The sequence below is a fragment of the Streptomyces sp. NPDC005393 genome (genome assembly GCF_040606675.1).
In the GTDB taxonomy this organism is placed as follows: Bacteria; Actinomycetota; Actinomycetes; order Streptomycetales; family Streptomycetaceae; genus Streptomyces.
In genome coordinates this window covers 62,197-86,033 of record NZ_JBEXFG010000021.1, presented here as the reverse complement: position 1 = coordinate 86,033, position 23,837 = coordinate 62,197, and the positions used below count along the sequence as shown (strand labels likewise).

Annotated in this window: 21 protein-coding genes and 2 pseudogenes; 10 read left to right on the top strand and 13 right to left on the bottom strand. The window is 70.1% G+C overall.

From position 1 onward, the window contains the following. Positions 1–768, top strand: coding sequence for a response regulator transcription factor (locus tag ABZS71_RS19150; protein ID WP_356211564.1), 768 nt, complete (start codon positions 1–3; stop codon positions 766–768). 83 nt (positions 769–851) lie between these two features. Here ABZS71_RS19150 and ABZS71_RS19145 read toward each other — a convergent pair whose 3' ends face one another. Further along, entirely contained in the window at positions 852–1,718 is an 867-nt protein-coding gene (locus ABZS71_RS19145; RefSeq protein WP_355844635.1) for a hypothetical protein, read from the bottom strand. A 115-nt stretch (positions 1,719–1,833) separates the two neighbouring features. On the opposite strand from ABZS71_RS19145, the gene ABZS71_RS19140 reads away from it, so the two are divergent. Next, positions 1,834–2,679, top strand: a complete 846-nt coding sequence (locus ABZS71_RS19140; RefSeq protein WP_355844632.1) for an aldo/keto reductase — start codon at positions 1,834–1,836, stop codon at positions 2,677–2,679. 36 nt (positions 2,680–2,715) lie between these two features. Here the strand turns inward: ABZS71_RS19140 and ABZS71_RS19135 are convergent, their stop codons facing one another. Continuing rightward, on the bottom strand, positions 2,716–3,819 hold the full coding sequence (locus tag ABZS71_RS19135) for a hypothetical protein (protein WP_356211560.1): 1,104 nt from the start codon (positions 3,817–3,819) through the stop codon (positions 2,716–2,718). A 527-nt stretch (positions 3,820–4,346) separates the two neighbouring features. Between ABZS71_RS19135 and ABZS71_RS19130 the strand changes: the two genes are divergently transcribed. Further along, a complete protein-coding gene (locus ABZS71_RS19130) occupies positions 4,347–4,580 on the top strand; it encodes a hypothetical protein (protein ID WP_356211635.1) in 234 nt (77 codons plus the stop codon). Positions 4,581–4,651: 71 nt separating this feature from the next. On the opposite strand, the gene ABZS71_RS19125 is transcribed toward ABZS71_RS19130, so the two are convergent. Both ABZS71_RS19125 and ABZS71_RS19120 read right to left on the bottom strand, forming a co-directional pair. Next, positions 4,652–5,473: a hypothetical protein gene (locus ABZS71_RS19125; protein ID WP_355844626.1), complete on the bottom strand. Its 822-nt coding sequence runs from the start codon at positions 5,471–5,473 to the stop codon at positions 4,652–4,654. A gap of 165 nt (positions 5,474–5,638) precedes the next feature. Beyond that, positions 5,639–7,468 (bottom strand): coagulation factor 5/8 type domain-containing protein, encoded by a 1,830-nt coding sequence (locus tag ABZS71_RS19120; RefSeq protein ID WP_356211557.1) that lies wholly within the window; start codon positions 7,466–7,468, stop codon positions 5,639–5,641. Between the two features lie 265 nt (positions 7,469–7,733). Between ABZS71_RS19120 and ABZS71_RS19115 the strand changes: the two are divergent. Continuing rightward, positions 7,734–8,484: pseudogene (locus tag ABZS71_RS19115) on the top strand (discoidin domain-containing protein); the annotation flags it as partial. A 343-nt stretch (positions 8,485–8,827) separates the two neighbouring features. On the opposite strand, the gene ABZS71_RS19110 reads toward ABZS71_RS19115, so the two are convergent. Next, positions 8,828–9,832 (bottom strand): hydroxyacid dehydrogenase, encoded by a 1,005-nt coding sequence (locus ABZS71_RS19110; protein ID WP_355844621.1) that lies wholly within the window; start codon positions 9,830–9,832, stop codon positions 8,828–8,830. Positions 9,833–10,005: 173 nt separating this feature from the next. On the opposite strand from ABZS71_RS19110, the gene dgoD reads away from it, so the two are divergent. The 5 genes from dgoD to ABZS71_RS19085 all read left to right on the top strand — a co-directional run bounded on the left by dgoD (position 10,006) and on the right by ABZS71_RS19085 (position 15,385). Continuing rightward, positions 10,006–11,151, top strand: coding sequence for a galactonate dehydratase (gene dgoD / locus ABZS71_RS19105; protein ID WP_355844618.1), 1,146 nt, complete (start codon positions 10,006–10,008; stop codon positions 11,149–11,151). Positions 11,152–11,291: 140 nt separating this feature from the next. Further along, positions 11,292–13,019, top strand: a complete 1,728-nt coding sequence (gene ctaD / locus ABZS71_RS19100; protein ID WP_355844615.1) for a cytochrome c oxidase subunit I — start codon at positions 11,292–11,294, stop codon at positions 13,017–13,019. Between the two features lie 12 nt (positions 13,020–13,031). Then, positions 13,032–13,397, top strand: a complete 366-nt coding sequence (locus ABZS71_RS19095) for a hypothetical protein (protein WP_355844612.1) — start codon at positions 13,032–13,034, stop codon at positions 13,395–13,397. A gap of 114 nt (positions 13,398–13,511) precedes the next feature. Beyond that, positions 13,512–14,609: a permease gene (locus ABZS71_RS19090; protein ID WP_356211554.1), complete on the top strand. Its 1,098-nt coding sequence runs from the start codon at positions 13,512–13,514 to the stop codon at positions 14,607–14,609. Beyond that, positions 14,606–15,385 (top strand): TIGR03943 family protein, encoded by a 780-nt coding sequence (locus ABZS71_RS19085; protein WP_356211632.1) that lies wholly within the window; start codon positions 14,606–14,608, stop codon positions 15,383–15,385. Before ABZS71_RS19090 ends, ABZS71_RS19085 begins: the two co-directional genes overlap by 4 nt. Before the next feature lie 81 nt (positions 15,386–15,466). On the opposite strand, the gene ABZS71_RS19080 is transcribed toward ABZS71_RS19085, so the two are convergent. The 3 genes and pseudogenes from ABZS71_RS19080 to ABZS71_RS19070 all read right to left on the bottom strand — a co-directional run bounded on the left by ABZS71_RS19080 (position 15,467) and on the right by ABZS71_RS19070 (position 16,279). Continuing rightward, entirely contained in the window at positions 15,467–15,766 is a 300-nt protein-coding gene (locus ABZS71_RS19080; protein WP_355844768.1) for a hypothetical protein, read from the bottom strand. Positions 15,767–15,853: 87 nt separating this feature from the next. Then, positions 15,854–16,033 (bottom strand): annotated as a pseudogene (locus ABZS71_RS19075) (Y4yA family PLP-dependent enzyme); the annotation flags it as partial. 69 nt (positions 16,034–16,102) lie between these two features. After that, the gene (locus ABZS71_RS19070) at positions 16,103–16,279 is read right to left on the bottom strand and encodes a hypothetical protein (RefSeq protein WP_355844609.1); all 177 of its coding nucleotides are present in this window, start codon (positions 16,277–16,279) and stop codon (positions 16,103–16,105) included. A gap of 205 nt (positions 16,280–16,484) precedes the next feature. Between ABZS71_RS19070 and ABZS71_RS19065 the strand changes: the two genes are divergently transcribed. Beyond that, complete coding sequence (locus ABZS71_RS19065) at positions 16,485–17,906, top strand: ATP-binding cassette domain-containing protein (RefSeq protein ID WP_356211551.1); 1,422 nt, start codon at positions 16,485–16,487, stop codon at positions 17,904–17,906. A 627-nt stretch (positions 17,907–18,533) separates the two neighbouring features. On the opposite strand, the gene ABZS71_RS19060 is transcribed toward ABZS71_RS19065, so the two are convergent. The 5 genes from ABZS71_RS19060 to ABZS71_RS19040 all read right to left on the bottom strand — a co-directional run bounded on the left by ABZS71_RS19060 (position 18,534) and on the right by ABZS71_RS19040 (position 23,836). Then, entirely contained in the window at positions 18,534–19,676 is a 1,143-nt protein-coding gene (locus tag ABZS71_RS19060; protein WP_356211548.1) for a hypothetical protein, read from the bottom strand. A 97-nt stretch (positions 19,677–19,773) separates the two neighbouring features. Next, positions 19,774–20,484, bottom strand: a complete 711-nt coding sequence (locus tag ABZS71_RS19055) for an HdeD family acid-resistance protein (protein WP_356211545.1) — start codon at positions 20,482–20,484, stop codon at positions 19,774–19,776. Between the two features lie 135 nt (positions 20,485–20,619). Then, positions 20,620–21,744, bottom strand: coding sequence for a class I SAM-dependent methyltransferase (locus tag ABZS71_RS19050; protein WP_356211542.1), 1,125 nt, complete (start codon positions 21,742–21,744; stop codon positions 20,620–20,622). Further along, positions 21,741–22,991: a glycosyltransferase gene (locus tag ABZS71_RS19045; protein WP_356211539.1), complete on the bottom strand. Its 1,251-nt coding sequence runs from the start codon at positions 22,989–22,991 to the stop codon at positions 21,741–21,743. Before ABZS71_RS19045 ends, ABZS71_RS19050 begins: the two co-directional genes overlap by 4 nt. After that, positions 22,988–23,836, bottom strand: coding sequence for an alpha/beta hydrolase (locus ABZS71_RS19040; RefSeq protein WP_356211536.1), 849 nt, complete (start codon positions 23,834–23,836; stop codon positions 22,988–22,990). The genes ABZS71_RS19045 and ABZS71_RS19040 overlap by 4 nt, the downstream gene beginning before the upstream one ends. Position 23,837: the final 1 nt, after the last annotated feature.

Genomic DNA, 23,837 nt, shown 5'->3' with positions numbered 1-23,837 from the left:
ATGCGTACGACTGGGGCCGCGAACGCCGTATCCGTACTGATCATCGAGGACGACGACGTCATCGGCCGACATCTGGAAGCGGGGCTGCGCGGCAACGGCTACGCGGTGAACTGGACCCGGACGGGCGGCTCAGCGCTCGCCGAGGCCCGCCGCCTCCCCGTCGACGTCGCCCTTCTCGACCTCGGGCTCCCCGACATGGACGGAATCGACGTCGCCCGGCAGCTGCGCGACGAGTTCCCCGACCTCCTCATCCTCATCCTGACCGCCCGGAGCGAGGAGATCGATGTGATCGTGGGTCTGGACGCGGGCGCGGACGACTACTTGGTCAAGCCCTTCTCCCTGACCGTACTGCTCGCCCGGCTCCGCGCCCATCTGCGCCGCCGCCCGGCCGGCCCGGTGGCGCCGAGCGAACCGGTTCGCATCGGGGACCTGACCGTGGACATCGCGGCGCGCCGCTGCCGACTCGGTGACCGCGAGGTCGAGCTGCGCCCCAAGGAGTTCGAACTTCTCGCCGCCCTGGCCCAGCACCCCGGGGAGGCCGTGTCCCGGGAGTCACTGATGGCCTGGGTGTGGGACGAGAACTGGTTCGGGCCCACCAAGACGCTGGACGTCACCATGTCCTCCCTGCGCCGACGGCTGCACGCGGCCACGGCGGCCTCCACCGCCCCCCTCGTCCTGCCCGGCTTCACCACGCTGCGCGGGCACGGCTACCGGCTCGATCCCCCCGCTTCCGTGCCGCCGGGGGAGGGGAACAGCCCGAGCGGCTGAGCGGGGCGGCCGGCCGCTGACGGTACGGAGGTCGTACGGGATCAGCGGGGCCGACGACGGGGCCGCAGAGGCCGCCGAGCTCGTCATCGGAACGCGATGCTCTTGTCCTGCCACCCCGTGAACGTTCCGTCCGGCAACAGCTGATTGAACACAATGCGGTTGTCGGCGACCCTCGCGAAGACGAAGACCGAATCGGCCTGGGAGCCGACTCCCACAGTGGAGTCGGTCCTGACGCCGCCGGGCACCTCTTCCCAGCCGCTGAACGTTCCGTCCGCCCCGACCCGGTTGGCCAGAATGCCACCGTCGGTGTCCGTGACGAACACGAGCACGTCCTCGCCGCGGCTGACCGTCGAGGGCGAAGAGCGGCTCACGATGCCGCCAGGCACCTCTTCCCAGCCCTCGAACGCGCCATCGCGCCCGCCCCGGTTGAACATGACGCGGCCGTCGTCCTCCCTGGCGAACACATAGAGATCCTCCCCACGGCCCGCCGCCGTCGGCGCGGAGTCGCTGCGCATGGAGAACGTCTCGGCCATCGAGACGGACCGGACCGTGCTGGGAAGGGGCCTGATGTCCACGATCTCCCAGCGGCCGACGGACAGTGCGGACGGGGGGAATACGACTTCGACCCCGTGCCCCTCGTCGGTTGCCTCGAGGTCGGCCTGCCGGTCGGCGATGGCTTCCGCGATCGTCTCGGCGGCCTCGGTCATGATGTCGCCCGCGATCGGGACGGTGAGTGCGGCCGGCAGGATCTTTTCGTGAATGGTGGCTGCGGCGTCATCGGACTCGCTGATCGCCTGCACCTCGTCGTGTAGGAACTCAATGGCGATACCCGGATCCTCTGTCGCTCTGATTGCCGTCATAAAAGGCCTCACCGCAGATCGAAGGCCGGCCGGAGCCCGCGCGCTGCGCCGTTCGGATCTCCGGTCAATCGTTGTTCCCAGAATGGACACGATGCCGCCGTCGGTTCGCGGTGGGCTCCGCCTTTCGAGTGGCACCCTCCCTCGTGGATGCCCTTACCGTGGAAAGTGCGGAATCGCTGATCGTGGAAGGCCGGGGAGGCGGACCATGCCGACAGACGCACCGGACACGGTCCCGCTGCCCTCGGGGGAGCGGATTCCGCTGCTCGGCCAGGGCACGTGGTATCTCGGGGAGGATCCCCGGCGCCGCGCCGAGGAGATCGCCGCACTGCGACTGGGGCTCGATCTCGGCATGACGCTCGTGGACACGGCGGAGATGTATGGCAGCGGCGCCTCCGAGGAGCTCGTGGGCGAGGCGATCGCCGGCCGCCGCGACGAGGTCTTCCTGGTCAGCAAGGTGCTCCCCGGCCACGCCGACCTCCGCGGTACGGTCGCGGCCTGCGAGGGCAGCCTGCGGCGGCTCGACACGGACCGGCTGGACCTGTATCTGCTGCACTGGCGGGGGAGCATCCCGCTGGTGGAAACCCTCGAGGCCTTCGCCGTGCTGGTCGAGGCCGGCAAGATCCGCTATTGGGGCGTGAGCAACTTCGACGTCTCCGACATGACGGAGCTCGTCTCCTTGCCCGGCGGTGAGGGCGTCGCCCTCAACCAGGTGCTGTACAACCTCACCCGGCGCGGTATCGAGTACGACCTGCTTCCCTGGTGCCGCCAACGCGGCGTCCCCGTGATGGCCTATTCGCCGATCGAGCAGGGGCGCCTCCTGGGCTCCGACGTGCTGCGGGACATCGCACGCGCCCATGGCGCGACACCCGCGCAGGTGGCACTGGCGTGGGTGCTCAGGCAGTCGGTGCCGGCGATCCCCAGGGCCGGGCGGGCCGAGCACGTACGGGAGAACCGCGACGCGCTGGATCTGGAGCTGACCCCGGAGGACCTGGCCGAGCTGGACCGGGCCTTCCCTCCGCCCACCGAGCCCGTTCCCCTGGAGGTCCTCTGAGGGCTTCCGGGGGCTGCTGAAGAGGCTTACCGGCGCTTACGCGTAGGGGATGTGGTAGCGCAGGAGCGCCCCCACCCCGCCCTCCAGCGGCAGCTCCTCCCGCGGTACCACGATCAGCTCGGCGCCGGTGCCCATGAGGGCCCGGACCAGCGCGGCCCCGGCGGGCTCCTGCTGTCCGAAGTCCACGCCGAGGTCATGGAGATCCGGTTCGGCCAGGGTGATGTGGGTGGGCTCGGGCCCCGTCCACAAGGTTTCCGGAAGCTCCACGGGGCGGTTGAGCAGGAGAGCGTGCGCCTGGCCGCGCTGCAGGGCGGTGAGAACGGCCGCCATTCCCTCGGAGGTGTCCGGATGCCGGGCCCGCTGCGCCAGGTACCTGTGCATCAGGGTCCTGTCCCGTTCGTTCACCGTTCCCCACAGGATCTCGCTCAGCTCCGCCTCCAACAGGGCCCGACCGGCCTCGGCCATCGGCCGCCCACGGTCGGGCACTGTGACGACACGCTGCTGCGTGGACTTGGGCAGGTGATTGACGAGGACGCCACGCAGCCATACGTCTCCCTCCCCGCTGCGCACCACGATCGTCTCCGCGTCGCTCCACTGGCGCAGGTTCTCCACCTCGTGTGCGACCGCGAACGCGTTCTGCGGCCAGTCCCTGGCCGCGCCGACATGGCTGAGGCTGGGTTCCGGCGCCACCCGGCTCATGGGCCACCGCCCGGCCTGGAAGTGCACCGCCACGTCTTCCTGCAGGTCGGTCTCGGCGAAGACCCGGCTCAGGGCGACGGCCACGTACGGGATGTCCGGGGCGTGCTGCAGCACCAGGGGCAGCACATCGGGAAGCGAGGTGACGCGGGCCGAGTCGGCCGCCGGCGGTTCCGGGAGCTCCTCGGCCAGCGCAAGCCGCCCGTGTGCGGCGAACAGGGCCTGCCCGTGCCGCCCGGACACGTCCCGGTCGCTCCCCACGGCGGCGTGCAGAGCGGCGATGGTGGCATTGTCCGCTCCCTGGGCGGACAGGCTCTCGCGCAGGTGCCGCCAGCGCAGCTCGATTGCCTTGTCCGGATCCTCGATGTCGCGGGAGGTGTCCAGATAGGCGCTCGCCCAGGGGCCCGGCCGCGCGTAGAGCGGATCGAGAAACGACAGCTTCATGTGCGCTCCGTACGTTGTCGGTCGGCCCGGAGGGACGGCCCGACCAGAGCGGGTTTCCCTGTCTCGCCGGACGAAACCGCTTGGATCGGACGCGGCCTCAGGACCTCATCCGTGCGGGGCTGCCAGCCGGCGCCTCGCGGCTTCGCCTCGCGGCCGTCGACGGTGATCGTCACCAGCTCCGGCGTACTCGGATCGCACCGTGATCCGGCCGCTACGCGGCGGGTCCGGACGATGCGCTTCGCGGTCGGGGAGCACGCGGTTGAGGTACGGTTTTCAGGTCCTGTTGTCTCCGATAGAGGTGGACGTTGCGCATCTGAGGTTCGCGATCACCGCCCGTACGGCATGGGCCGTACGCCCGTCACGCTGCCGCCGGCTCTTTGCCGCCCGTGACCCCGCGTGGATGCGACCTCGGTGCACAAGCCGTCCCTCACCCTTCGGAGGGCCGCACCCTCTCTCGGCTTGGTCGCCGCGTGGTGCTCGCATACGGAAGCCCCCTATCCGCTGCGCTTGCGACTGCGAGAATCATCATGGCCAACCCCATCACGCCCAGCGCCTCCGTGACCTGCTCCGCCCTGTCCTTCCAGTGGCCGGACGGCACGAGCGTCTTCGATGCCTACCAGGGCGCGCTGGTGATCGCCGGCCACGACCTGTCCTTCCTGGAATCGGTCGGCATCACCCGCTGGCTGCTCCTCGGGGACGAGATCCAGGAGACCACCGCCGAAGAGGTCCGCGACCTGCTCGAAGCGTCGGAAGTCGGCTGAGAGCCCGGCGCTCGCGCGGCCCGGGTGGCGCCGACCAGCACCACCCGGGCCGCTTCACCGCGACAGCGTGCTCAGGACCTGTCGGCCAGGACCTCGTCCCGCTCGACGGTGTGCCTGCGCTCTCGCACCTGGGCGTAGCCCATGAGGCCGACGAGAATCGCGAGGAGCACGGCCGACGAGCCTGCCGTGCCGAGGTCGAGGCCGCCCTTGGCGACGGGCTTGGTGAGGAAGTCGCCGGCGGTGGCGCCGAGGGGACGGGTGAGCACGAAGGCGATCCAGAACAGCAGGACGTTCGGCACGACAGGCACCTTCATGAGGGCGAGGAGACCTGCGAGCAGCCCGCTCACCAGAAGCGCGCCACCCGCGTAGCCGAGCCCGGAGCTGTCGGACAGGAAATCACCCATGGATGTGCCGAGCGTGTTCGAGACGAGAATCGCCGCCCAGAAGAGGGCCTCCGCGCGGAAGGTGACGATGTCGCGGATGGAGAACGTCAGCCCCGTGAACTTCCAGATGACGAAGATGGCGATCAGAAGCGAGATCAGGATCGCGGCACCCGTGGGGTAACCCAGCCCCAGGCCTTGCGGCCCCCAGCCCAGGGACGTGGCCCCGTTCGAGAGGTACTTGCCGCTGGCGTCACGGTTCATGAAGTCGGACATCGTGGTGCCGGCCATGCTGGTGGACAGGATCACGGTCCAGTAGAAGAAGGGGTTGTAGCGCTTGGACTTGAGCTGCACGACCAGCGTGACCACGAAGATCAGGAACAGCGCGATGGTGGTGAGGAAGTAGCCGAGCTTCAGGGTCTGAGCGAAGAGGTCACCGGCCGTCTCGCCGAGCGTCGTCGCTGCGATCTTCATGATCCAGAAGGCCAGGGTGACCTCTGGCAGCTTCTTCATCGCATATCTGTCGGTGCTGGCGACGTCCAGATCGGTAAGGACTTCCGGCCTTTCGAATGCAATCTCTCCTTGCTCATGATCGCCGACCCTGCCATGCGCGACCTGAACAGATCCTGAACGCCTTCGGCCGGCCCCACCGCGATGGTGGTGGGGCCGGCGGTCCGGTCAGGGATAGGAGACCACGGTGGACGGCTTCGTGGTGTCGCCGGAGGTGGCCGCTCCGGTGGTGTTGATGACGTGTTCGTACTGGCCCTTGCCGCCGAGCGAGACGACGAGGAGGTTGTGGAACTTCACGCCCGCGGTGTTCGGTACTGCGAATCCGTGGTCCTGGCGGATCGTGGGATCGTCCTTGTAGTAGCAGTAACTGCCCAGGCCCCAGCCCTCGTGCGCGGTCACGGAGTCCGCGACCTTGTAGGCGGCGTAACCCTTGATGGACCCGTTCTGGATGGCCGCCTGATTGGGGGCGTCGTAGGCCTTCTCGTTCTGGAAGAAGATGGTGCGGCCGCGCTGGCCGTACCACTGGACGTCGTACTTGTTGAAGTGCTCGACGAACAGGCCGGTCGCCAGGACGTCGGCGCCGTTGACGCGGATGCCGTAGTCCGCGCGGTTGGTGTCCCAGCCCACGCCGTCGCCGTGGTCCGCGCGCCAGACCCAGGTGTGGTCGATGATGGTGTGCCGGCTGTTGACCACCATGCTGGTGGTCGCCTTGCCGGGGCCCGCGCCGCCGATGCGGATGAAGACGTCCTGGACGGTGGTCGGGCTGGCGGAGTGGTCCGCGGACGCGCCCTGGGGGCCGACCTCCAGGAGGGTGGGGGAATTGACCGGTCCGGCGTCGATGAGGAATCCGGCGAGCCGCACCCCGTCGACGTCGGCGACCTTCATCGCCGTCACTCCGTTGTCCGGAACGAGGGTGGCGTATCCGAGGCCGAGGACGACGGTGCCCGCGCGCTTGACCTCGACGGCCCGGTCGAGGTGGTAGACCCCGGGCGTGAGCAGCAGATGGAGGCCCTGGTCGAGCGCGGCGTTGAGCGTCGCCGCGGTGACCCCGGGTTTGGCGACGTAGAACTGGGTGAGCGGCACGGAGGTGCCCCGGGGAGTACCGCTGCCCCAGGTGGTGCCGCGCGCGTTGGTGCGCTTCTCCGGCAGGAAGACCTTGTAGTTGCCGCCGTCGAGGTAGAGGAAGGGCTTCTCACGGGAGACCGGGGTGGTGGCCAGGGTGGTGTACGGGGGGTCGGGGAAGCTCTGCGCCGGGGCGCCCTCGACGCCGGAGAACACCATGTTCCACACGGCGTTGAGCCAGCCGCCCACCGAGCTGTCGCGGGTGTACCACTGCTGTTGTGAGTACGGGCCCACCGTGCCGTCGATCCGGCTGTCGGCGATGTAGCCGCCGCTGGCCCAGCCGTAGCCGTCGGGGGAGAGGTTGAGTCCGCCCTTGACGTGCATCCGCCGGAACGGCGCGGCCTGTGCGACGGCCCAGCGGTTGGTGCCGTTCACCGGAACGAGGGCGAGATTCTCCGCCGAGCGCCAGAAGTTCTGTGTGGCGTTCCCGTTGAACCAGCCGGCGTCGACCGTGACATCCCCGTTGATCGTGGTGTCGTCGGGGGACAGGCCGAGGCCCGCGATGGAGGTGTAGAAGCCGAGCTGGGCATTGAGGCCGTGGTACGTGCCCGGCTTGAACAACAGCGCATAGCGGCCGGTGCCGAACTGGGCCGACTCCTGCTGCTTGAACACCTGGTCCAGCTTGGCCTGGATGCCCGGCGTGGAAGGGTCGAAGACCAGCACGTTCGGGCCGAGGTCGCCACCGCCGGGCAGCGCGGCGGCGGACCGGCCGGTGGCCGCGGCGGGCGGGGACGCCGCGGGTGCCGCGGAAGCCGCGGAGGAGAGGGCGAGGAGGCTCGGGGCAGAGGCCGCCGCGGCCATCGTGGCGAGCATCTTCCGGCGCGGGAACGGTGGTCTGCGAGTGGCCGAGCCGTCGGGGGTGGGGGGTGTGGGCATGCGCAACTCTCCTTGTTCAGAACATGAACGAGAGGAAGGTGGGGGAGCGCTCTCTTGCCGATGCATGCTTCAGCCGTGTGAACCAGGCGTCAATAGTTCTATCCAGAACTTCGTCTGGATCTGAGCGAATGCGCCGTCAGATTGCGGCTATAGGTGCCGGTTGCGTTTGATTCGAGGCACCGTCGGGCAGCCTCGTTGTCTGCGATCCGCGTTCACAACGTGTCGAAATGGCGGTGTGCGTAATGAGTTGGTTGCCTCCCCCCTCCGCTGGTCGAGCGATGCCGCCGACAACGCCTGGATTCGTATCGACCTCGGCGCCGGCCTCCGCATCGACCGGGTCACCCTCGACTGGGAGGCCGCGTACGGCAAGAGGTGCGTCTTAGAGGTGTTCAGGAACGGCGCCGACTGGCAGCCCTTCTACGGGAGGACGCCGGAACCGGCGGCACCGTCACCGCCCACACCTACCCCCAGGAGGTGACGGGCCGCTATGTCCGCATGCGCGGTGTCGAACGCGCCACGCCGCACGGCTATTCGCTGTACGCCTTCAAGGTGTACGGCGGCACACCGGCCCCCGCCACCACGGCCCGCGCCAACCTCGCGCTGCACCACCCGGCCTACAGCAACACGTATCAGCACGCCGGCAACTCACCGGCGTTCGTCACCGACGGTGGCTGGCCGGCTGACCTCAAGGCCGACCAGACACGCTGGTCCAGCGACTGGAACGCGGACCGCTGGGTCTCCGTCGACCTCGGCGCCCGCTCCACGATCGACACCGTCGACCTCTGCTGGGAGGCCGCGTACGCGGTCGACTACGAGCTCCAGGTCTCCGACGACAACAAGAGCTGGACGACCGACTACCGCCCCTCCGCGGCCGATGTCGCCGCACGCCGCGCCGACGTGAAGTCCACGGCCGAGGCCGTGGGACGCCACGACTCGGTCAAGCTTCCCTCGCCCGCCACCGGCCGCTGCGTCCGGATGCTCGGCAAGGACGCCGGTCCTTCTGCAACCCGGCCCCAGGCCCGGATGAAACGGCCGTTCGTACCGACCGGGAAACCCCGCGCCCCCGGTGCGACCGCGTGCAGCTTCGCCACCGCGTAGTCCGCCGTCGCGCGGAATGTCCGTAGCGCGGAGGCATGGCCGGGAACATCCTCCGCGGCCTGGGCCGGGGGAGTGGCCGAGGCTGCCGCCACCGCCGTACCGGCCGCGGTGGTCAGCAGAGTTCGCCTGGAACGCTCACGAGGGCCCGCCATTCCGAGTGGGGAATCACGACAAGGAGCTCCGGCCGCGTGGGGGCGCGGACGGCTGGATCAGGGTTAGCCGATCAGGTGCGCGACGTGTCCGTGGCTCGCGCGCCACGTGTTATGCGGCACGCTCGAGTGCGGTGGGATCGACCTGGTGGACGAGCGGACGGCCGGTCAACAGCCGCTCCAGTTCGTCGGCCGCGTACAGCCCAAGCCGGCGCACCTCGTTGCCCTGCGACCCGGCCAGATGCGGGGTGAGGAAGACGTTCGGGAGCCCGAAGAGCGGGGAGTGGGCGGGCAGCGGCTCGGGGTCTGTCACATCGAGCACCGCGCTGATCCGGCCCGTGCCCACCTCCTCGACCAGGGCGTCGGTCTCCACGAGACTCCCGCGCGCGGTGTTGATGAGCACGGCCCCGTCGGGCATGAGCGCCAGCTCGCGACCGCCGATCATGTGGTGGGTCTCGGGGATGGCGGGTGCGTGGACGGTGACGATGTCGCTGGTCCTCATCAGCTCGTCGAGGGGGACCGGCCGCACCCCGAGGGCGGCCGCCCCGTCCTCGCCGACATGGGGATCGGTCAGCATCACCTGGAAGTCGAAGGGCCGCAGAAGCTCGATGAGGCGGCGGCCGATGCAGGAGGCTCCGATGATTCCGACGCGCCGCCCGAAGTTGCCGATGCCGGCCTGGATTTCGGCGGTGAAGGTGCGCTGGGCGCGGTAGCGCTCACGGGCGGCGAACACGTCCTTCCCGGCCAGCATGATCATGCCCAGGGTGTACTCGGCGACGGGCAGGGCGTTGGCGGCGGCGGCTGACGAGACGACCAGACCGCGCTCCCACCAGCCGGGCGCCAGGATCCCCTTCACCGATCCCGCGGAGTGGAGCACGGCTCGCAGCCTGGGGGCCGCATCGAGCACCGGGGCATCGATGTACGGACAGCCCCATCCGGTGAGCAGGATCTCGGCCTCGGCCAGGGCACTTCGCACCCGGGGGTCGTGGAAGTCCTCGGCCGTCAGCGTGGTGTCGATGTCCACGTGGGCCCGGATCCGGTCCAGCACGTCAGGCGGATAGACGCTGGGCAGGACCTCGGCGCTCATGGCGAACATCGCCGGTGGACGTCGGGGCAAGGCGGTGGCCTCCGGTTTCGGGAACGCGGCTCACCAAGGACGGTATAGCAACCGGTCGCCCCGGGCGTCGCCTAGGGTTGGTCGATGCCGAGGCGACGGCCGGTCCGTTGACCATGATGGCGGCGCCGGGCAGTGCCCGGGCTCATCGAGGCCATCACAGGAAGGGCGGATCAATGAAGATCGTCGCACTGGAGACCTTCTCCGTCGCACCCCGCTGGCTGTTCCTGGCCGTACGCACCGACGAGGGCATCACCGGATGGGGCGAGCCTGTCGTCGAGGGGCGTACGGCGACGGTCGCCGCAGCCGTCGAGGAGCTCTCCGACTACCTCATAGGCCAGGACCCGTTCCGTATCGAGGACCACTGGCAGGTCATGACCAAGGGCGGCTTCTACCGCGGCGGACCGATCCTGTCCAGCGCGGTGTCCGGCATCGACCAGGCCCTGTGGGACATCAAGGGCAAGGCCCTCGGCGTCCCCGTTCATGAACTGCTCGGCGGCGCGGTCCGCGACCGGGTGCGCACCTACTCATGGATCGCCGGCGACGAGCCCGACCGGGTCGCCGACCACGCGCTGGAGCGTATGCGGCAGGGCTTCGACGCGGTCAAGATGAACGGCACCGGGAAGACCCGAGCGCTGGAGTCCAAGGCCGAACTCGGCCTGCTGGTGGGGCGTGTCGCCGCCGTACGCGAGGCGATCGGTGACACGGCGGACATCGCCATCGACTTCCACGGCCGTGTCTCGCCCGCGGTCGCCCGCGAGGCGTTGCGCCTGCTGGAGCCGCTGCATCCGTTCTTTGTCGAAGAGCCGATCGTGCCCGAGCTGACCGCGGACTTCGGACGGATCTGCTCGTCCACCACCGTGCCGATCGCCACCGGAGAGCGGCTGTACTCGCGCTGGGACTTCCGCGATCTGCTGGGCTCCGGAATCGCCGTCGCGCAGCCGGACCTGTCCCATGCGGGCGGCATCTCCGAAGTCCGCAGGATCGCGGCGATGGCGGAGGCGTACGGCGTGGCGCTCGCCCCGCACTGCCCGCTCGGCCCGATCGCGTTCGCGGCCAGCCTCCAGATCGATTTCGCGACCCCCAATGCGCTGATCCAGGAGACCAGCCTGGGCATCCACTACAACACCGGCTCCGACCTCCTCGACTATCTGGTCGACACGAGCGTCTTCGACTTCGCCGACAGCCACGTCAACAGACTGACCGGCCCGGGACTCGGGATCGAGATCGACGAGGCGGCCGTGCGCGAGGCCGCCGCAGTGGGGCAGCGCTGGCGCAACCCCGTGTGGCGCACCATCGATGGCTCTCTGACCGAGTGGTAGGCGAGACCGGAAGAATCTCCAGCCCTTGACGTTGATTGATGTGACTGATCGTGAACGGCGGCGAGCCTCTTTGGCGCCCTGTGAGGCATCTGTACCGTCAGCCCGGCGAGAAGACCGATCAGGGGTGAGGAGCTCGGGCAGTGACTGTTGTTCAGGAGACGGAAGCGCGGGGGCCGACCGCGCGGCGGCAGAATGCCGGGCGGGCGGTGGTGGAGTGGCTGACAACCACCGACCACAAGAAGATCGGCACCCTCTACCTGTCTACCTCGTTCGGGTTCTTCCTGGTCGGCGGCCTCCTGGCGTTGGTCATCCGGGCAGAACTCGCCCGCCCGGGTCTGCAGATGATCTCAACTGAGCAGTACAACCAGGCGTTCACCATGCATGGCACGATCATGCTGCTGATGTTCGCCACCCCGTTGTTCGCCGGATTCGCGAACTGGATCATGCCTTTGCAGATCGGCGCGCCTGATGTGGCCTTCCCGCGCCTGAACATGTTCGCCTACTGGCTTTACCTGTTCGGTTCGCTGATCGCGATGAGCGCCTTCCTCACCCCGCAGGGCGCTCCGGACTTCGGCTGGACCGCTTACACCCCGCTGTCGGAAAGCGTCCGTACGCCCGGGGTCGGCGGCGACCTGTGGATCATGGGCCTGGCCTTCTCCGGCTTCGGGACGATCCTGGGTTCGGTCAACTTCATTACGACGATCATCTGCATGCGGGCGCCAGGTATGACGATGTTCCGGATGCCGATCTTCACCTGGAACATCCTGCTGACCGGTGTTCTCGTGCTGCTCGCCTTCCCCATCCTGGCCGCCGCGCTGCTGGCGCTGGAGGCGGACCGGAAATTCGGTGCGCACGTCTTCGACCCCACAAACGGCGGGGCATTGCTGTGGCAACACCTCTTCTGGTTCTTCGGCCACCCCGAGGTGTACATCATCGCGCTGCCGTTCTTCGGCATCGCCACCGAGATCCTCCCCGTGTTCAGCCGCAAGCCGCTCTTCGGCTACATCGGGCTCATCGCCGCGACGATCGCCATCGCGGGGCTTTCCGCCACGGTCTGGGCCCACCACATGTTTGTGACCGGAGGGGTACTGCTGCCCTTCTTCTCCTTTATGACATTCCTGATCGCGGTCCCGACGGGAGTGAAGTTCTTCAACTGGGTCGGCACCATGTGGAACGGGTCGCTCTCCTTCGAGACCCCCATGCTGTGGACCATCGGATTCCTGGTCACCTTCCTCTTCGGCGGACTCACCGGCGTCCTGCTGGCCTCACCGCCGCTGGACTTCGAAGTCTCCGACTCGTACTTCGTCGTCGCGCACTTCCACTACACCGTGTTCGGCACCGTGGTCTTCGCGATGTTCGCCGGCTTCTACTTCTGGTGGCCCAAGTTCACCGGCAGAATGCTCGACGAACGCCTCGGCAAAATCCACTTCTGGACCCTGTTCATCGGCTTCCACACCACCTTCCTCATCCAGCACTGGCTCGGCGCCGAAGGCATGCCGCGCCGCTACGCGGACTATTTGGCGGCCGATGGATTCACCGCGCTCAATACGATCTCCAGCATTGGTGCGTTCCTGCTGGGCCTCTCATCGCTGCCGTTCTTCTACAACGTCTGGAAGACGGCCAAGTACGCGCCGAAGGTACAGGTCGAGGACCCGTGGGGTTTCGGGCGCTCGCTCGAGTGGGCCACCGCATGCCCGCCCCCGCGGCACAACTTCCTCACGCTGCCCCGTATTCGCTCCGAATCGCCGGCCTTCGACCTGCATCACCCGGACGTCACAGCCCTGGAACTGGCCACGCACCGCGGCCGGCGTGACGTGGTCGAACCCGAGCGACGGTCTGAACGCCCCTCGGGGGACGAGGGGCACTGAGAGGACCGCGCCATGACCGACAACCGCACGCCGGACGGCCGCACGCCGGACGGCCGCAGCGTCGAGGCGGGCATCGCCACCATGGAGGGGTACCTGCTGTGGCAGGCGGAGATCGAGCGTACGCGCACGGAGGCCCAAGCCTTCGTGGACGCGCTCGACTGGCCGACAGCCGCCCAGCGGGAAGAGCTGGTGGACCTCTTGGCCCGTCGGCAGCTCGACCTCTCGCGGATGATCGTCTCTCGTATCGCCGCGCGCGCACTCCAGCTTCGCGAGGAGTACCAGCACCGCTATGAGCACCTCAAACGCCGTGTCGTGGCCTACGCCGTGGCCGCCGTGGCCGTCCTGGTGTTCCTGAACGTCCTGCTGCTGACCTCCTGACCGTCCGGCCGGTTCCCTTGCGGGGCAGGGTCGGGGCGCGTTTGCCGCCCATCGGCCGCCGCTAAGGTGAGCTCCGGATGTCGCCGTGGCGAAAAGCCCTGTGGGGGAGACACGATGGACAGTGATGTCGACATAGCGCCGTCGCTGCGCGAGCGCAGCGACGGGAACCGGGCGTCGCCCCCGCGCCCCGACGGGGCCGAGGGGGCCGAGGGGGCCGAGGGTCCCGACGGGCTGCGCGCGGCCCTACGCGTCACCTCCCACGCGCTGATCGCGGGACTCCCTGTGGCGCTGCTCGGCGTCGTCGCCCTCGTGCTGAGGCCCGAGATCACCGCCGCGCTCGACAACCGGGCGGTGGCGGCCTGGCGGACGGTGTTCACCGCGATCGTCATCCAGGGTGTGCCGTTTCTGCTGCTCGGCACCCTGGTGTCGGCCGCGATCAGCGCCTTCGTACCGGCCTGGGTCTTCACCCGGGTGCTCCCGCGCAATCCGGCACTCGCCGTGCCGGTGGCGGGTGTCGCCGGGGCGGTGCTGCCGGGCTGTGAATGCGCGTCGGTTCCGGTGGCGGGCAGCCTGATGCGGCGCGGGGTGACCCCGGCGGCGGCGCTGGCCTTCCTGCTGTCGGCCCCCGCCATCAACCCGATCGTGCTGGTCGCGACGTATGTGGCCTTCCCCGGCAACCCGTGGATGGTCGCGGCCCGTCTCGTCGCCTCGCTGCTCACCTCCGTCGCCATGGGCTGGCTGTGGCTCCGGGTGGGCCGTGAGGAGTGGCTGCGCCTGCCGAAGGGGCCCACTGGGCACGCCCCCGGGGCGGGCCGCGCGGAGGAGTTCCGGCTCTCGCTCCAGCACGACTTCCTGCACGCCGGAGGCTTTCTCGTGCTCGGCTCGGCGGCCGCGGCCACCTTCAACGTCGCGGTGCCGCACTCCGTTCTGCGGCTCTTCTCCGACTCCCTGTGGCTGTCGCTGCCCACGCTGGGACTGCTCGCGGTGATCCTCGCGGTCTGCTCCGAGGCCGACGCGTTCGTCGCCGCCTCCCTCACCGGGTTCTCCCCGTCCGCCCGGCTCGCCTTCATGGTCGTCGGTCCCATGGTCGACCTGAAGCTCATCGCCCTGCAGTCGGGCACCTTCGGGCGCGCCTTCGCACTGCGCTTCTCGGCGGCCACCTGGCTCATGGCGATGCTGTGCAGCGCGCTGGTGGGGTGGTGGCTGCTGTGAAGCGCAACCTCCAGGTGCTGCTGCTCCTGTTCCTCGGCGTCGGCCTGCTGCACATCGCCCTGCTGACCGACTTGTATCTGCGCTACGTCCGGCCCGGCCTGCGGCCCGCGCTCATCGCCTCCGGTGTGCTGCTGATCGTGCTCGGCGCGGTCAGCGCCGCCCGCGACGGCTTCCCCTTCGACCGACCGCGCACGGCTCCCGGCCACGACCCCGAGCACGGCCACGACCTCGACCACGAGCACGGCCATGGTCACGATCACTCCCAGGGCCCCCGGGTCGCCTGGCTGCTGTACGTACCGGCCCTGACCGTCCTGTTCCTGGCGCCGCCCGCCCTCGGCTCGTACACCGCCTCCCGCGACGACACGAAGCCCCCCACCACCGGAGGCAGCCTCTTCCCGGCCCTCCCGGCCAAGGGGACCGTCGAGATGTCGCTGAACGACTTCAGCTCCCGGGCGGTCTGGGACACCGGCCGCACCTTGACGGGGCGCACCGTCCGTCTCACCGGATTCGTCACCCCCGGCCATCACGGCACCTGGTACGTCAGCCGCCTCGCCATCAGCTGCTGCGCCGCCGACGCGCAGGTGCGGAAGGTGCGCGTGCACGGGGCCGCGGCCCCGCCCGCCGACGCCTGGGTGTCCGTCACCGGCACCTGGCACCCCACCGGAAAGCTCGGTACGGACGACGCGAGTCCGGCCCTGGACGCCGCGACAGTCAAGCGCGTCCCCACTCCCAAGGACCCCTACAACGACATGGTGGTCAGCCGCGCGCGTCGCTGATGTCCTTGCCGCATGCGTCAGCCCCAGGCCGTCGGCCCGGGGCTTCGCCGTGTCCGGGGTACCGGTGCGGGGTGCCAGTGGTCAGTGGTCGTCCCAGTGGTCGCCGTGCTGGGCGTGGCGGTGTCCGTCGTGGACGTAGTCCACATGGTCGCCGTGCGGTACGGCGACGTGCCCGCAGTCGGGATGGTGCCGGTGGTCATGTCCGTCGTGGACGGTGTGACCGGTGGACTCGCACTCATCGGCGTGGTCGTCATGCGCCCGGTGGATGTGACCGTCGTGCACGTAGTCGATGTGGTCTTCGTGCGGTACGGCCACATGGCCGCAGCCGCTTCCATGCTGGTGGGCGTGGTCCGAGTGGGGGGCGTGTGCGCTGGTGGCCATGAGGAACCTTCTTCCTCCCCCTCGGACATTCTGCCTCCCGGCCACTGCCTGCGCCACGTCTCGGCCGTGCGGGCCCCGGACCTCGGTGAATATCTGGCCCGCGAGGCGGTGGCCGCGGTACACCGAGCGGAACCGCTCCACGTTCTCGGTGATCTGGTCGGGCAGCACCACGCCCAGCGGTGAACCGAGCGCGTCGGCGAGGGTGTGCAGGAGGCGGTCCGACTCCAGCGACCCCAGCCGGGGCTCCAGGTACAAGGCGCCGCCCATGCCGAGGTGCCTCCCCCCCTGCCCCTTCGCGGCGACTCAACTACCGCCCCTCATACTGAACAGTCGGCCTCAGTGGCGGTGGGCGGGGGTCTGCAGGACCCAGGTCGCGCCGTGGCAGCCGGGAGGCAGCGGCGGGAACTTCTTCCCCTTGACGTCGGTGCTCCACTCGTGGATCTGGCCGCAGTCACATCGGTAGATGCCGCTCTCCGGAACCTGCTCACCCGGGCGGTAGGCCTTTTCGTTCATGGTCCCGTTCTAACGTCGCCCGCCACGCGTCGCGACACAGGGCGTCCTCCCGGCCTCCTTTTCCACTCGCGCGGTGGAGCCGCGCGGCGACGCCGCCGGACGGGCCGCTGCAGCCACCGCATGGTCCGCGGCCCGGACACCCGCCGCGCCATCTGGCATGCTGCGGCCCATGCCGATACAAGGGCTCCGCATTCAGGCGCGACACGTGACACAGCGGGTCAAGAAGGCGGGGGACATCCTGCGGGACGTGTCCCTCGATCTCCTGCCGGGACAGCTGACGGCGATCGCGGGCAGCAGCGGGGCGGGCAAGACCGTGCTGCTCGAGACCCTGGCCGGACTGCGGACGCCCGCGCAGGGCGTGGTGCTGCACGACGGGAGCCGGCCGGGGCCCGCGGGGCCGGAGTTCGGGCTGGTACCGCAGGAGGACATCATCCACCGCGAGCTGCCGCTCGGCCGGACGCTGCGGTACGCGGCCGGCTTACGGATGGCGCCGGGCACCCCGCCCGCCGTGGTGGACGAGGCCGTGACCGCTGCCCTGGGGACTCTGGGGCTCTCCCGCCGGACCGGTGTACCGGTGGGCTCGCTCAGCGGCGGGGAGCGCAAGCGCGCGAGCATCGCCGTCGAGCTGCTCACCCGGCCGCGCGTCCTCTTCCTCGACGAGCCGACCTCAGGGCTCGACCCGGTGACCGGCGCCGACCTCATGAGGACCCTGCGGACCCTCGCCGGCCAGGGCACGACCGTGCTCGTCACCACCCACACCCCGGCCGATCTGGCCGTCTGCGACCAGGTGGTCTTTCTCTCCCCGCACGGCACTCCCGCCTACACCGGGCCGGCCGCGGGGTTGTGCGCGGCCTTCGCGGTGCCCTCCGTCGAGGAGGTGTACGGCGCTGTCGCGGCGGGGGCCCGGGTGGCCGCCGAGCCGCTCGGCGAACTCACCCGACCGGAAACCGAAACCCGCGCCGCCGCGCCCCTGGTCCGGCTGGGCGCCGGCACCCTGCGCCAGTGGGCCCTGCTCACCCGGCGCGGGGCGGAGACGCTGCTGCGCAACCGGCTCTCGGTCGCGGTGCTGGTGGGCTCGCCCGTGATGATCGTGGCGATGTTCGCGGTGCTCTTCCGCGCCGGAGCCTTCGACCCGCGCTCGCCCGATCCGGGAAGCTCCGCGATGATCCTGTTCTGGATCGCCTTCGGGGCGTTCTTCTTCGGGCTCAGCGACGGCCTGTTGCAGATCTGCACCGAACTGCCGGTGCTGCGCAGGGAACGGCTCGCCGGGATGCGCCTGGGCCCCTACGTGGCGTCGAAGCTCACTGTGATGCTGCCGGTCCTGGCCGTCGCCGACGCGGTGCTGCTCGCCGTGTTGCGGGCGCTCGACCGGCTGCCGACCGCCGACTGGCCGACGTACGGCTCGCTGTTCGTCACCAGCGTGCTGGCCTCCGCGGCGGCTCTGGCGCTCGGACTGCTCGCCTCGGCCGCGGTGCGGGAACCGGGGCAGGCCACGCTGATGCTGCCGTTGCTGTGCTTCCCCCAGGTGTTGTTCTCCGGCGCCTTCGTCCCCGTACCGCGGATGGCGTGGGCGGGCCGGGCGATCAGCTGGGTGATGACCCCGCACGAGCTCGCCGGAGGCTCGTGAGGCCGGATTCTCCGAGTGCGGATTGCCGAAGCAGCCGGTCTCGATGCGCCGCACATGACCACGCCGCAGCGAGCGCGGGGGCAGCCCCGCACCCGTGTGGTCGAGGTAGACATGTCCGCCCGCGTCGAGGTACCCGAATTCGCCGGCCCGCAGTGCCGCTATATCCGAACTCCGCCCGGGCCTTTCAGAGTTGAGCATTCCGGCCCTTCCCCGCCCCTGGTGTGCCTCCTCGCATAGTGGCCCGTACCGGGGCCGCCGCGCACCGTTATTCCGACACGGGGCGGTCCCCGCCGTCGTGGGGCCCGCCGCGCCGTCAGCGCCTGCCGTCGGTGCGGCGCGCCGCGACCATGGCTGTGCCGCCGGTGGCCCCGGCCGGCACGGGCTTGGACATGAAACGGCCCCCGGAATTTCACCATCGACGTCAGAAGTCCAGTCGTCACTGAAGGCTCCGACCTCAATGGGAGCCGCCGGGAGCCTGGCCGGAATCGCATGCGCGGATGCATCAGTGGGACGTCTCCACTGACGTCGCCCCCGCGCCTGCGAGGGTCCGGCTCCTACTTACAGGGTTTGCCCGGACTTGTCCGAAGTCAAGTGCCCCAGGGGCGGATTTTGGGTTGACGCCCACGCCTACGGCTCGGGAGGCAGCGGGAAGCGCAGCGACGCGGCGGTGAGATGCTTGCGCAGCTCCGTGTCCGCCCGCACATGCTTGATCCCGCCGCCCTCGTCGATCACCGCCTCCACGAGCTCGTCGATCACATCGGGAGTCTGCCGCGTCGGTTCTCCGCACAGCGGGCAGGTGTCCCCCGAGGTGGCCAGCCAGCCGCTCTGGTCGCACACCACACCGGGAGCGGTCTCGCCCTCCTGGACCAGCAGCTGCTGGATGGCGGCCACCGATCCCGCCCACAGACAGGACCGCAGGCCGACGGCGGCGGGCTTCCGGGCTGCCGCCGCCTCCAGGACATCGCCGACCATGCGCTGTTGCTCTTCGAGCTCGTAGCGCTCGACGACGGGTCCGGCGCCGGCCCGGATGTCTCCCTGGGAGGCGGTGCTGGGGTCGACATCGAAGGTGCCGGCCATCCGCTCACGCAGGTCGCGGGGCAGGAACTCCACGAAGTGCTTCACCTCGTACGAGTGGCCGCCGATGACGAGCAGATCGAAGTCGTGCGTCCGGAACACCTCGTCCAGCATCCCCGCCGCCCGGCGGAAGTGCCGCTTGGTGATTTCGTCCGCCTTGTTGCGGACCCGGTCCTCGGCGAGACCGCGCGCGTAGTCCTTCTTCCGCAACGTCCGGTCGTGGGCCTTCTCCAGCTCGCGGATATCGTCCAGGTAGAGCTCCCATACGCGGGCCCAGGCCTTGTCGATCAGCACGACACAGATGCGGTGGTACTCGTCCAGGACGGCCAGCATCGGCCGGACCCACGGCGTCGAATCCACCAGGCCCCGGTCCCGTATGGACCTCGGCAGCTGGACCACCTCGAAGAAGTCGTGTCCGCTGCACGAGAAGGCGGCGACCGTTCCCGGTTTGTACTGTTCCTGCGACACCTCCACCGCGATGCGCTCGATGTCGTCGCGCAGGGACATCCGGACGTCGTGGGCCAGCGACTTGTCCTCCGTCAGCGGCCTGACGTGCTCATTCAGCACGTCCCTCACATGCGCGCGGCGGGCGACGAGATCGGCGGGTTCCGGACGGAGCCCGACATAGGCGGACACCACCGGAAGTCCACGTCCGTCGAACCGGATGATCCGGTCGATCTGCTCTGCCAAGATCATTCGTGCTCTCCCTGCCGGCTCGGCCCCCCTGCGCCGCTCCGCCGTAGATCAACGCTACGCCCCACGCTGCGGCCTCGCAGCCGCGAGGGCCGCCTGCCTACGGCTGAGGATGGGGCTGTGAACGGAAGTGCAGGCCGCGATGTGCCTTGCGGGGGGTGCCATGGCCGAGCTCGCCCCGCAGCTGGATGGCGTGGATGACCTCGATGACACCCAGGGCGACCAGCCAGATTCCGGCCACTATGGTGAGCACGGTGATGGAGCCGAACGGCAGGACGATCAGCAGAATACCGGCCAGGGCGGTGACAATGCCGAGGGCCAGCTGCCAGCCGCGGGCCGGACGCCCCTCGGCGGTGATCGCCGTGGCGGTGAGCATGACGCCCCGCAGCAGCCAGCCGAATCCGATCCACAGGGCGAGCAGCAGGATCGACTGGGCCGGCCCCCGGAAGCAGAGCAGACCGAGCACCACGCTCAGCCCGCCGCTGACGAAGCTCAGCACGCGCATATGCCCCGGTACATGCACGCCGAAGGCCCCGGCCAGCTGAAAGATCCCGTTGACCAGCAGATAGGCGCCGAACAGGGCGCCGACCACCACCAGGGTGGCCCCCGGCCACGCCAGCACGAGGATGCCCACCGCTATCCCGATCACGCCCGCCGTCAGCACCACCTGCCAGGTGGCATTGGACAGGGTGTTCAGGAGACCTGCGTACGGGCTGTCGGCGCCATGGGGGCGCTCGTCCCGCTGATCGGCACCATGCTGATCGGCACCATGCTGATCGGCACCATGAGGCTTGTCGGAGGAGAAACTCATGGTCGTCCACCTCCTCGAGAGAACAGGATGGCCGAACCCCGACACCTCCATCGTCACCCCGCGCCCGCCTCATCGCCTGATGGCGGGTGCCACGGTCGGCACACCGCGGATCGCGCCGCGGTGTGCCGGCCCGGTTCAGTCGCGCCGGGCCACCACCCGATAGGCGTTGGACACCTTTCCGAGCCCCGCAAGCGGCTTGAGCAGCAGCCGGTCCAGCGCGGTCGCGGCGACGAGGGCGGGAACGGCCGCCAGCAGGAGCGCGCAGCGCAGCAGCCGGCGCGCCCGACCGGGCGGCTCGGCCAGCGAGGGGGAGTCCTCGGGCGGTGCGACGGCGTTCACCGTCAGCCATACCGCGCCGAGCAGATCGACCGTGTCGGACGGCTCACGGTGCTGCTCGACGACCACGGTGAAGCCGAGCGAGGTCAGCTCCTTCCGCAGGTTGGCCACGGGGAGGAAGTGCAGATGCTGGGGCTGGAGCCAGGGCAGCCAGAAGCGGCCGAAGAGGCGGGCGAACCAGCACTCCGGGTCGGGGACCTCGATCAGCACATGGCCGCCGGGGCGGACGGACCGACGGGCGGCGCGCAGTTCTGCGCGGGGGTCCGTGCTGTGTTCCAGGTAGTGGAACATGCTCACCACGTCGTAGCTCTCGGCCAGCCGCTCCCGGAAGCTGCCCCGGATACCGTGATCGATCCGTCCCGCCCGCTCGGCCAGGTCGACGCCATCGGTGAAGTCCAGCCCGTCGAAGCGGGTGCCGGGGAAGACGGTGCGGGCCACTTCGGGGAAGTGGCCGTGGCCGGTCCCGACATCGAGCCAGGTCTTCGGGGCGTCGGCCTGGGGCTTCAGGGACTCGGCGCGCCTCCGGTACATCTTCTCCCGGCCGGAGAAGACATTGCCGAGGTCCTTCTCGCCCAGCCCGTCGTAGAAGTCCCGGTAGTAGAACTCCAGCCCGTCACCGTTCAGCGCGGGGTTCTGGAAGACATGGCGGCAGTCCCGGCACACATCGAGCAGGCAGCGGCCCGGCTTGTTCTGGTACCGGTCCTTGGTGCGCAGCCGCCGCTTCAGCCGCGCCGAGCCGCACCACGGGCAGTCCGTACGGCGCGGCTCGAAGAACCGCCCGGTGCCGTGCGCCAGGTCGGCCTGGTAGCGGGGGCGCAGCCCGGCGACGGTCTCGGCGCGGGACGGCTTCGCGGGCGCCCCGGGCCCGACGGACAACCCGGGTGTCGTCCCAGGCGTCTTGGGTACGTCGGTGCCGTGGCTCATCGTTCCCCCTCGGAGGTGGGAGTGGTCCGGGCGGTGGCCTCGCCGGCCAGCCGTTCCAGATGGGTGGCTGCCGCGGCGGGGCCGCCCGCCGCGTGGAAGGACGCGCCGACGCGCTCGGCCGCCGCGCGGTAGCCCGGTTCGTACAGGACGGCGTCGAGCGCTTCGCCGAGCGCCGGCGCCCGTACCCTGCCGAACCTGACCCGGATGCCCGCGCCCGCGCCCACCACCTGTGCGGCCACGACGGGCTGGTCGTCCCGGATCGGGGCCACGACGAGCGGGACGCCGTGCCACAGGGCTTCGCACACGGTGTTGTGCCCCGCGTGGCACACGACCGCGCCCACCCGCTCCAGCAGTGGGAGTTGCGGGACGTAGGGGAGCGCGAGGACGTCCTTGCCGTCCGGGGCGGCCGGGCCGAGCGAGCCCGCCGGATCGACGACGACCGTCTGGAAGCGGTCGGCGCGGGCCCGTCCGGCCTCCCGGCACTCGGCGAGGAACCGCGCCCCGGCGCCCACGTTCGCGGTGCCGAGCGTGACCAGGACCGTGGGGCGCGCGGGGTCCAGCCACTCCCATGGGAAGTCCGCCGCGGCCGGGCGCTCGGCGATCGACGGGCCCACGTACCGGATGCGGTCGCCCGCCCGGACGGGCCGCCCGGCCAGCTCCTCGGTGGTGAAGGCCAGCACCAGATCGGGCGAGAACCGGGGGTCGGCCGTGCCGGCCGGATCGCCGATCCGGCCCCGCACCTCGCCCAGGAGCCGGTCCAGCCAGGCGTCGATCTTGGGCATGCCGTCCAGCGCGCCGGTGAACTCCGCCGAGGTGGTGGCGGACGTGGCCCACCGTACGCCCAGCCGCTCGGCCACCAGTCCGCCCGCCACGGTCTGCTGGTCGGCGACCACCACATCCGGGCGGAACTCCTCGATCGCCGTACGGACACCCGGGGCCATGGCCTCGGCGAGCGGCACCAGGAACCGCTCCCACAGGAACTTCAGCGCCCCCGGTCCGCGTACGTCCGGCGGGCGCTCCGCCCCGCCCTCGCCGAGCAGCGGCCCGGGGCAGCGGTAGATCCTCGCCCCGTCCCCGGTCAGCCGCCCGACGACCTCCGGCAGCCCGGCCCAGGCCACCTGGTGGCCACGGGCGGTCAGTTCGGCTCCCACGCCGACGGTGGGGTTGATATGCCCGACGAGCGGCGGCACGACGAAGAGAAAGCGGTTCGGGGAAGGGGGTGGTGTTGCGCCAGTGGGCTCGCTCATGAGGCGTCGGCCTCCAGCAGAGGGACCGCTGCCGGGGCGCCGGTCCCCGGCTCGCGGATCCAGGACACCAGCAGTTCGGATATGTGCGAGGGGGCCTCGGCCAGGACGGAGTGCCCCTGCCCCGGCAGCACGACCGTCCGGGTGCCGGGCAGCGCCGACTCCAGCCACCCCTCATGTCCGGCGAGTTCGGAGTCGGCGCCGTACACGGCGAGCACCGGGCAGCGCACCCGGCGGACCTGCTCCTGGCTCACCGTCCGGCTCGCCGGTATGTCCTCGGCGAGGGTGGTCGTACGGACCAGCCGGGCCGCCGACTTGGCCAGCCGCGCGGTGTGGGCGCCCCGGTGGGCGCTGAGCCAGGCCAGCGACTCCGCCTCGTGCGCCACCAGTTCGGCGACGACGCGCCGGAATATCCCGCTGATCTCCGTCAGCCAGCCCTCGGTGGCGGGCTTCGCCTCGATCACACAGATGCCGGCCACTCGTTCCGGATGGAGCATGGCGTACCCGAACGCCACCGTTCCGCCGAAGCAGTTGCCCACCAGATGGACCGGACCGGTGATCTCCAGGCGGTCGAGCAGCCGCTCCAGGTCGGTGACGAACGCGTCCAGCCGATAGCCGGAATCCGGGCGCTCGCTGCGGCCGTGCCCCCGCTGGTCGTACATCACCACATCCAGCCCGGCGGCGGCGAGACCCGGTGCCACGGTGAAGTACCAGCTGGCCAGGGAGTCGGTGAGCAGGCCGTGGACGAGCACGGCGGTGGCGGTGGGCGGGCGGTCCTCCGGTGAGGACAGCCGCTGTACGTGCAGTCCGACGCCGTCCGGCCCGCCGCCGGTGTGGATCACCGCCATG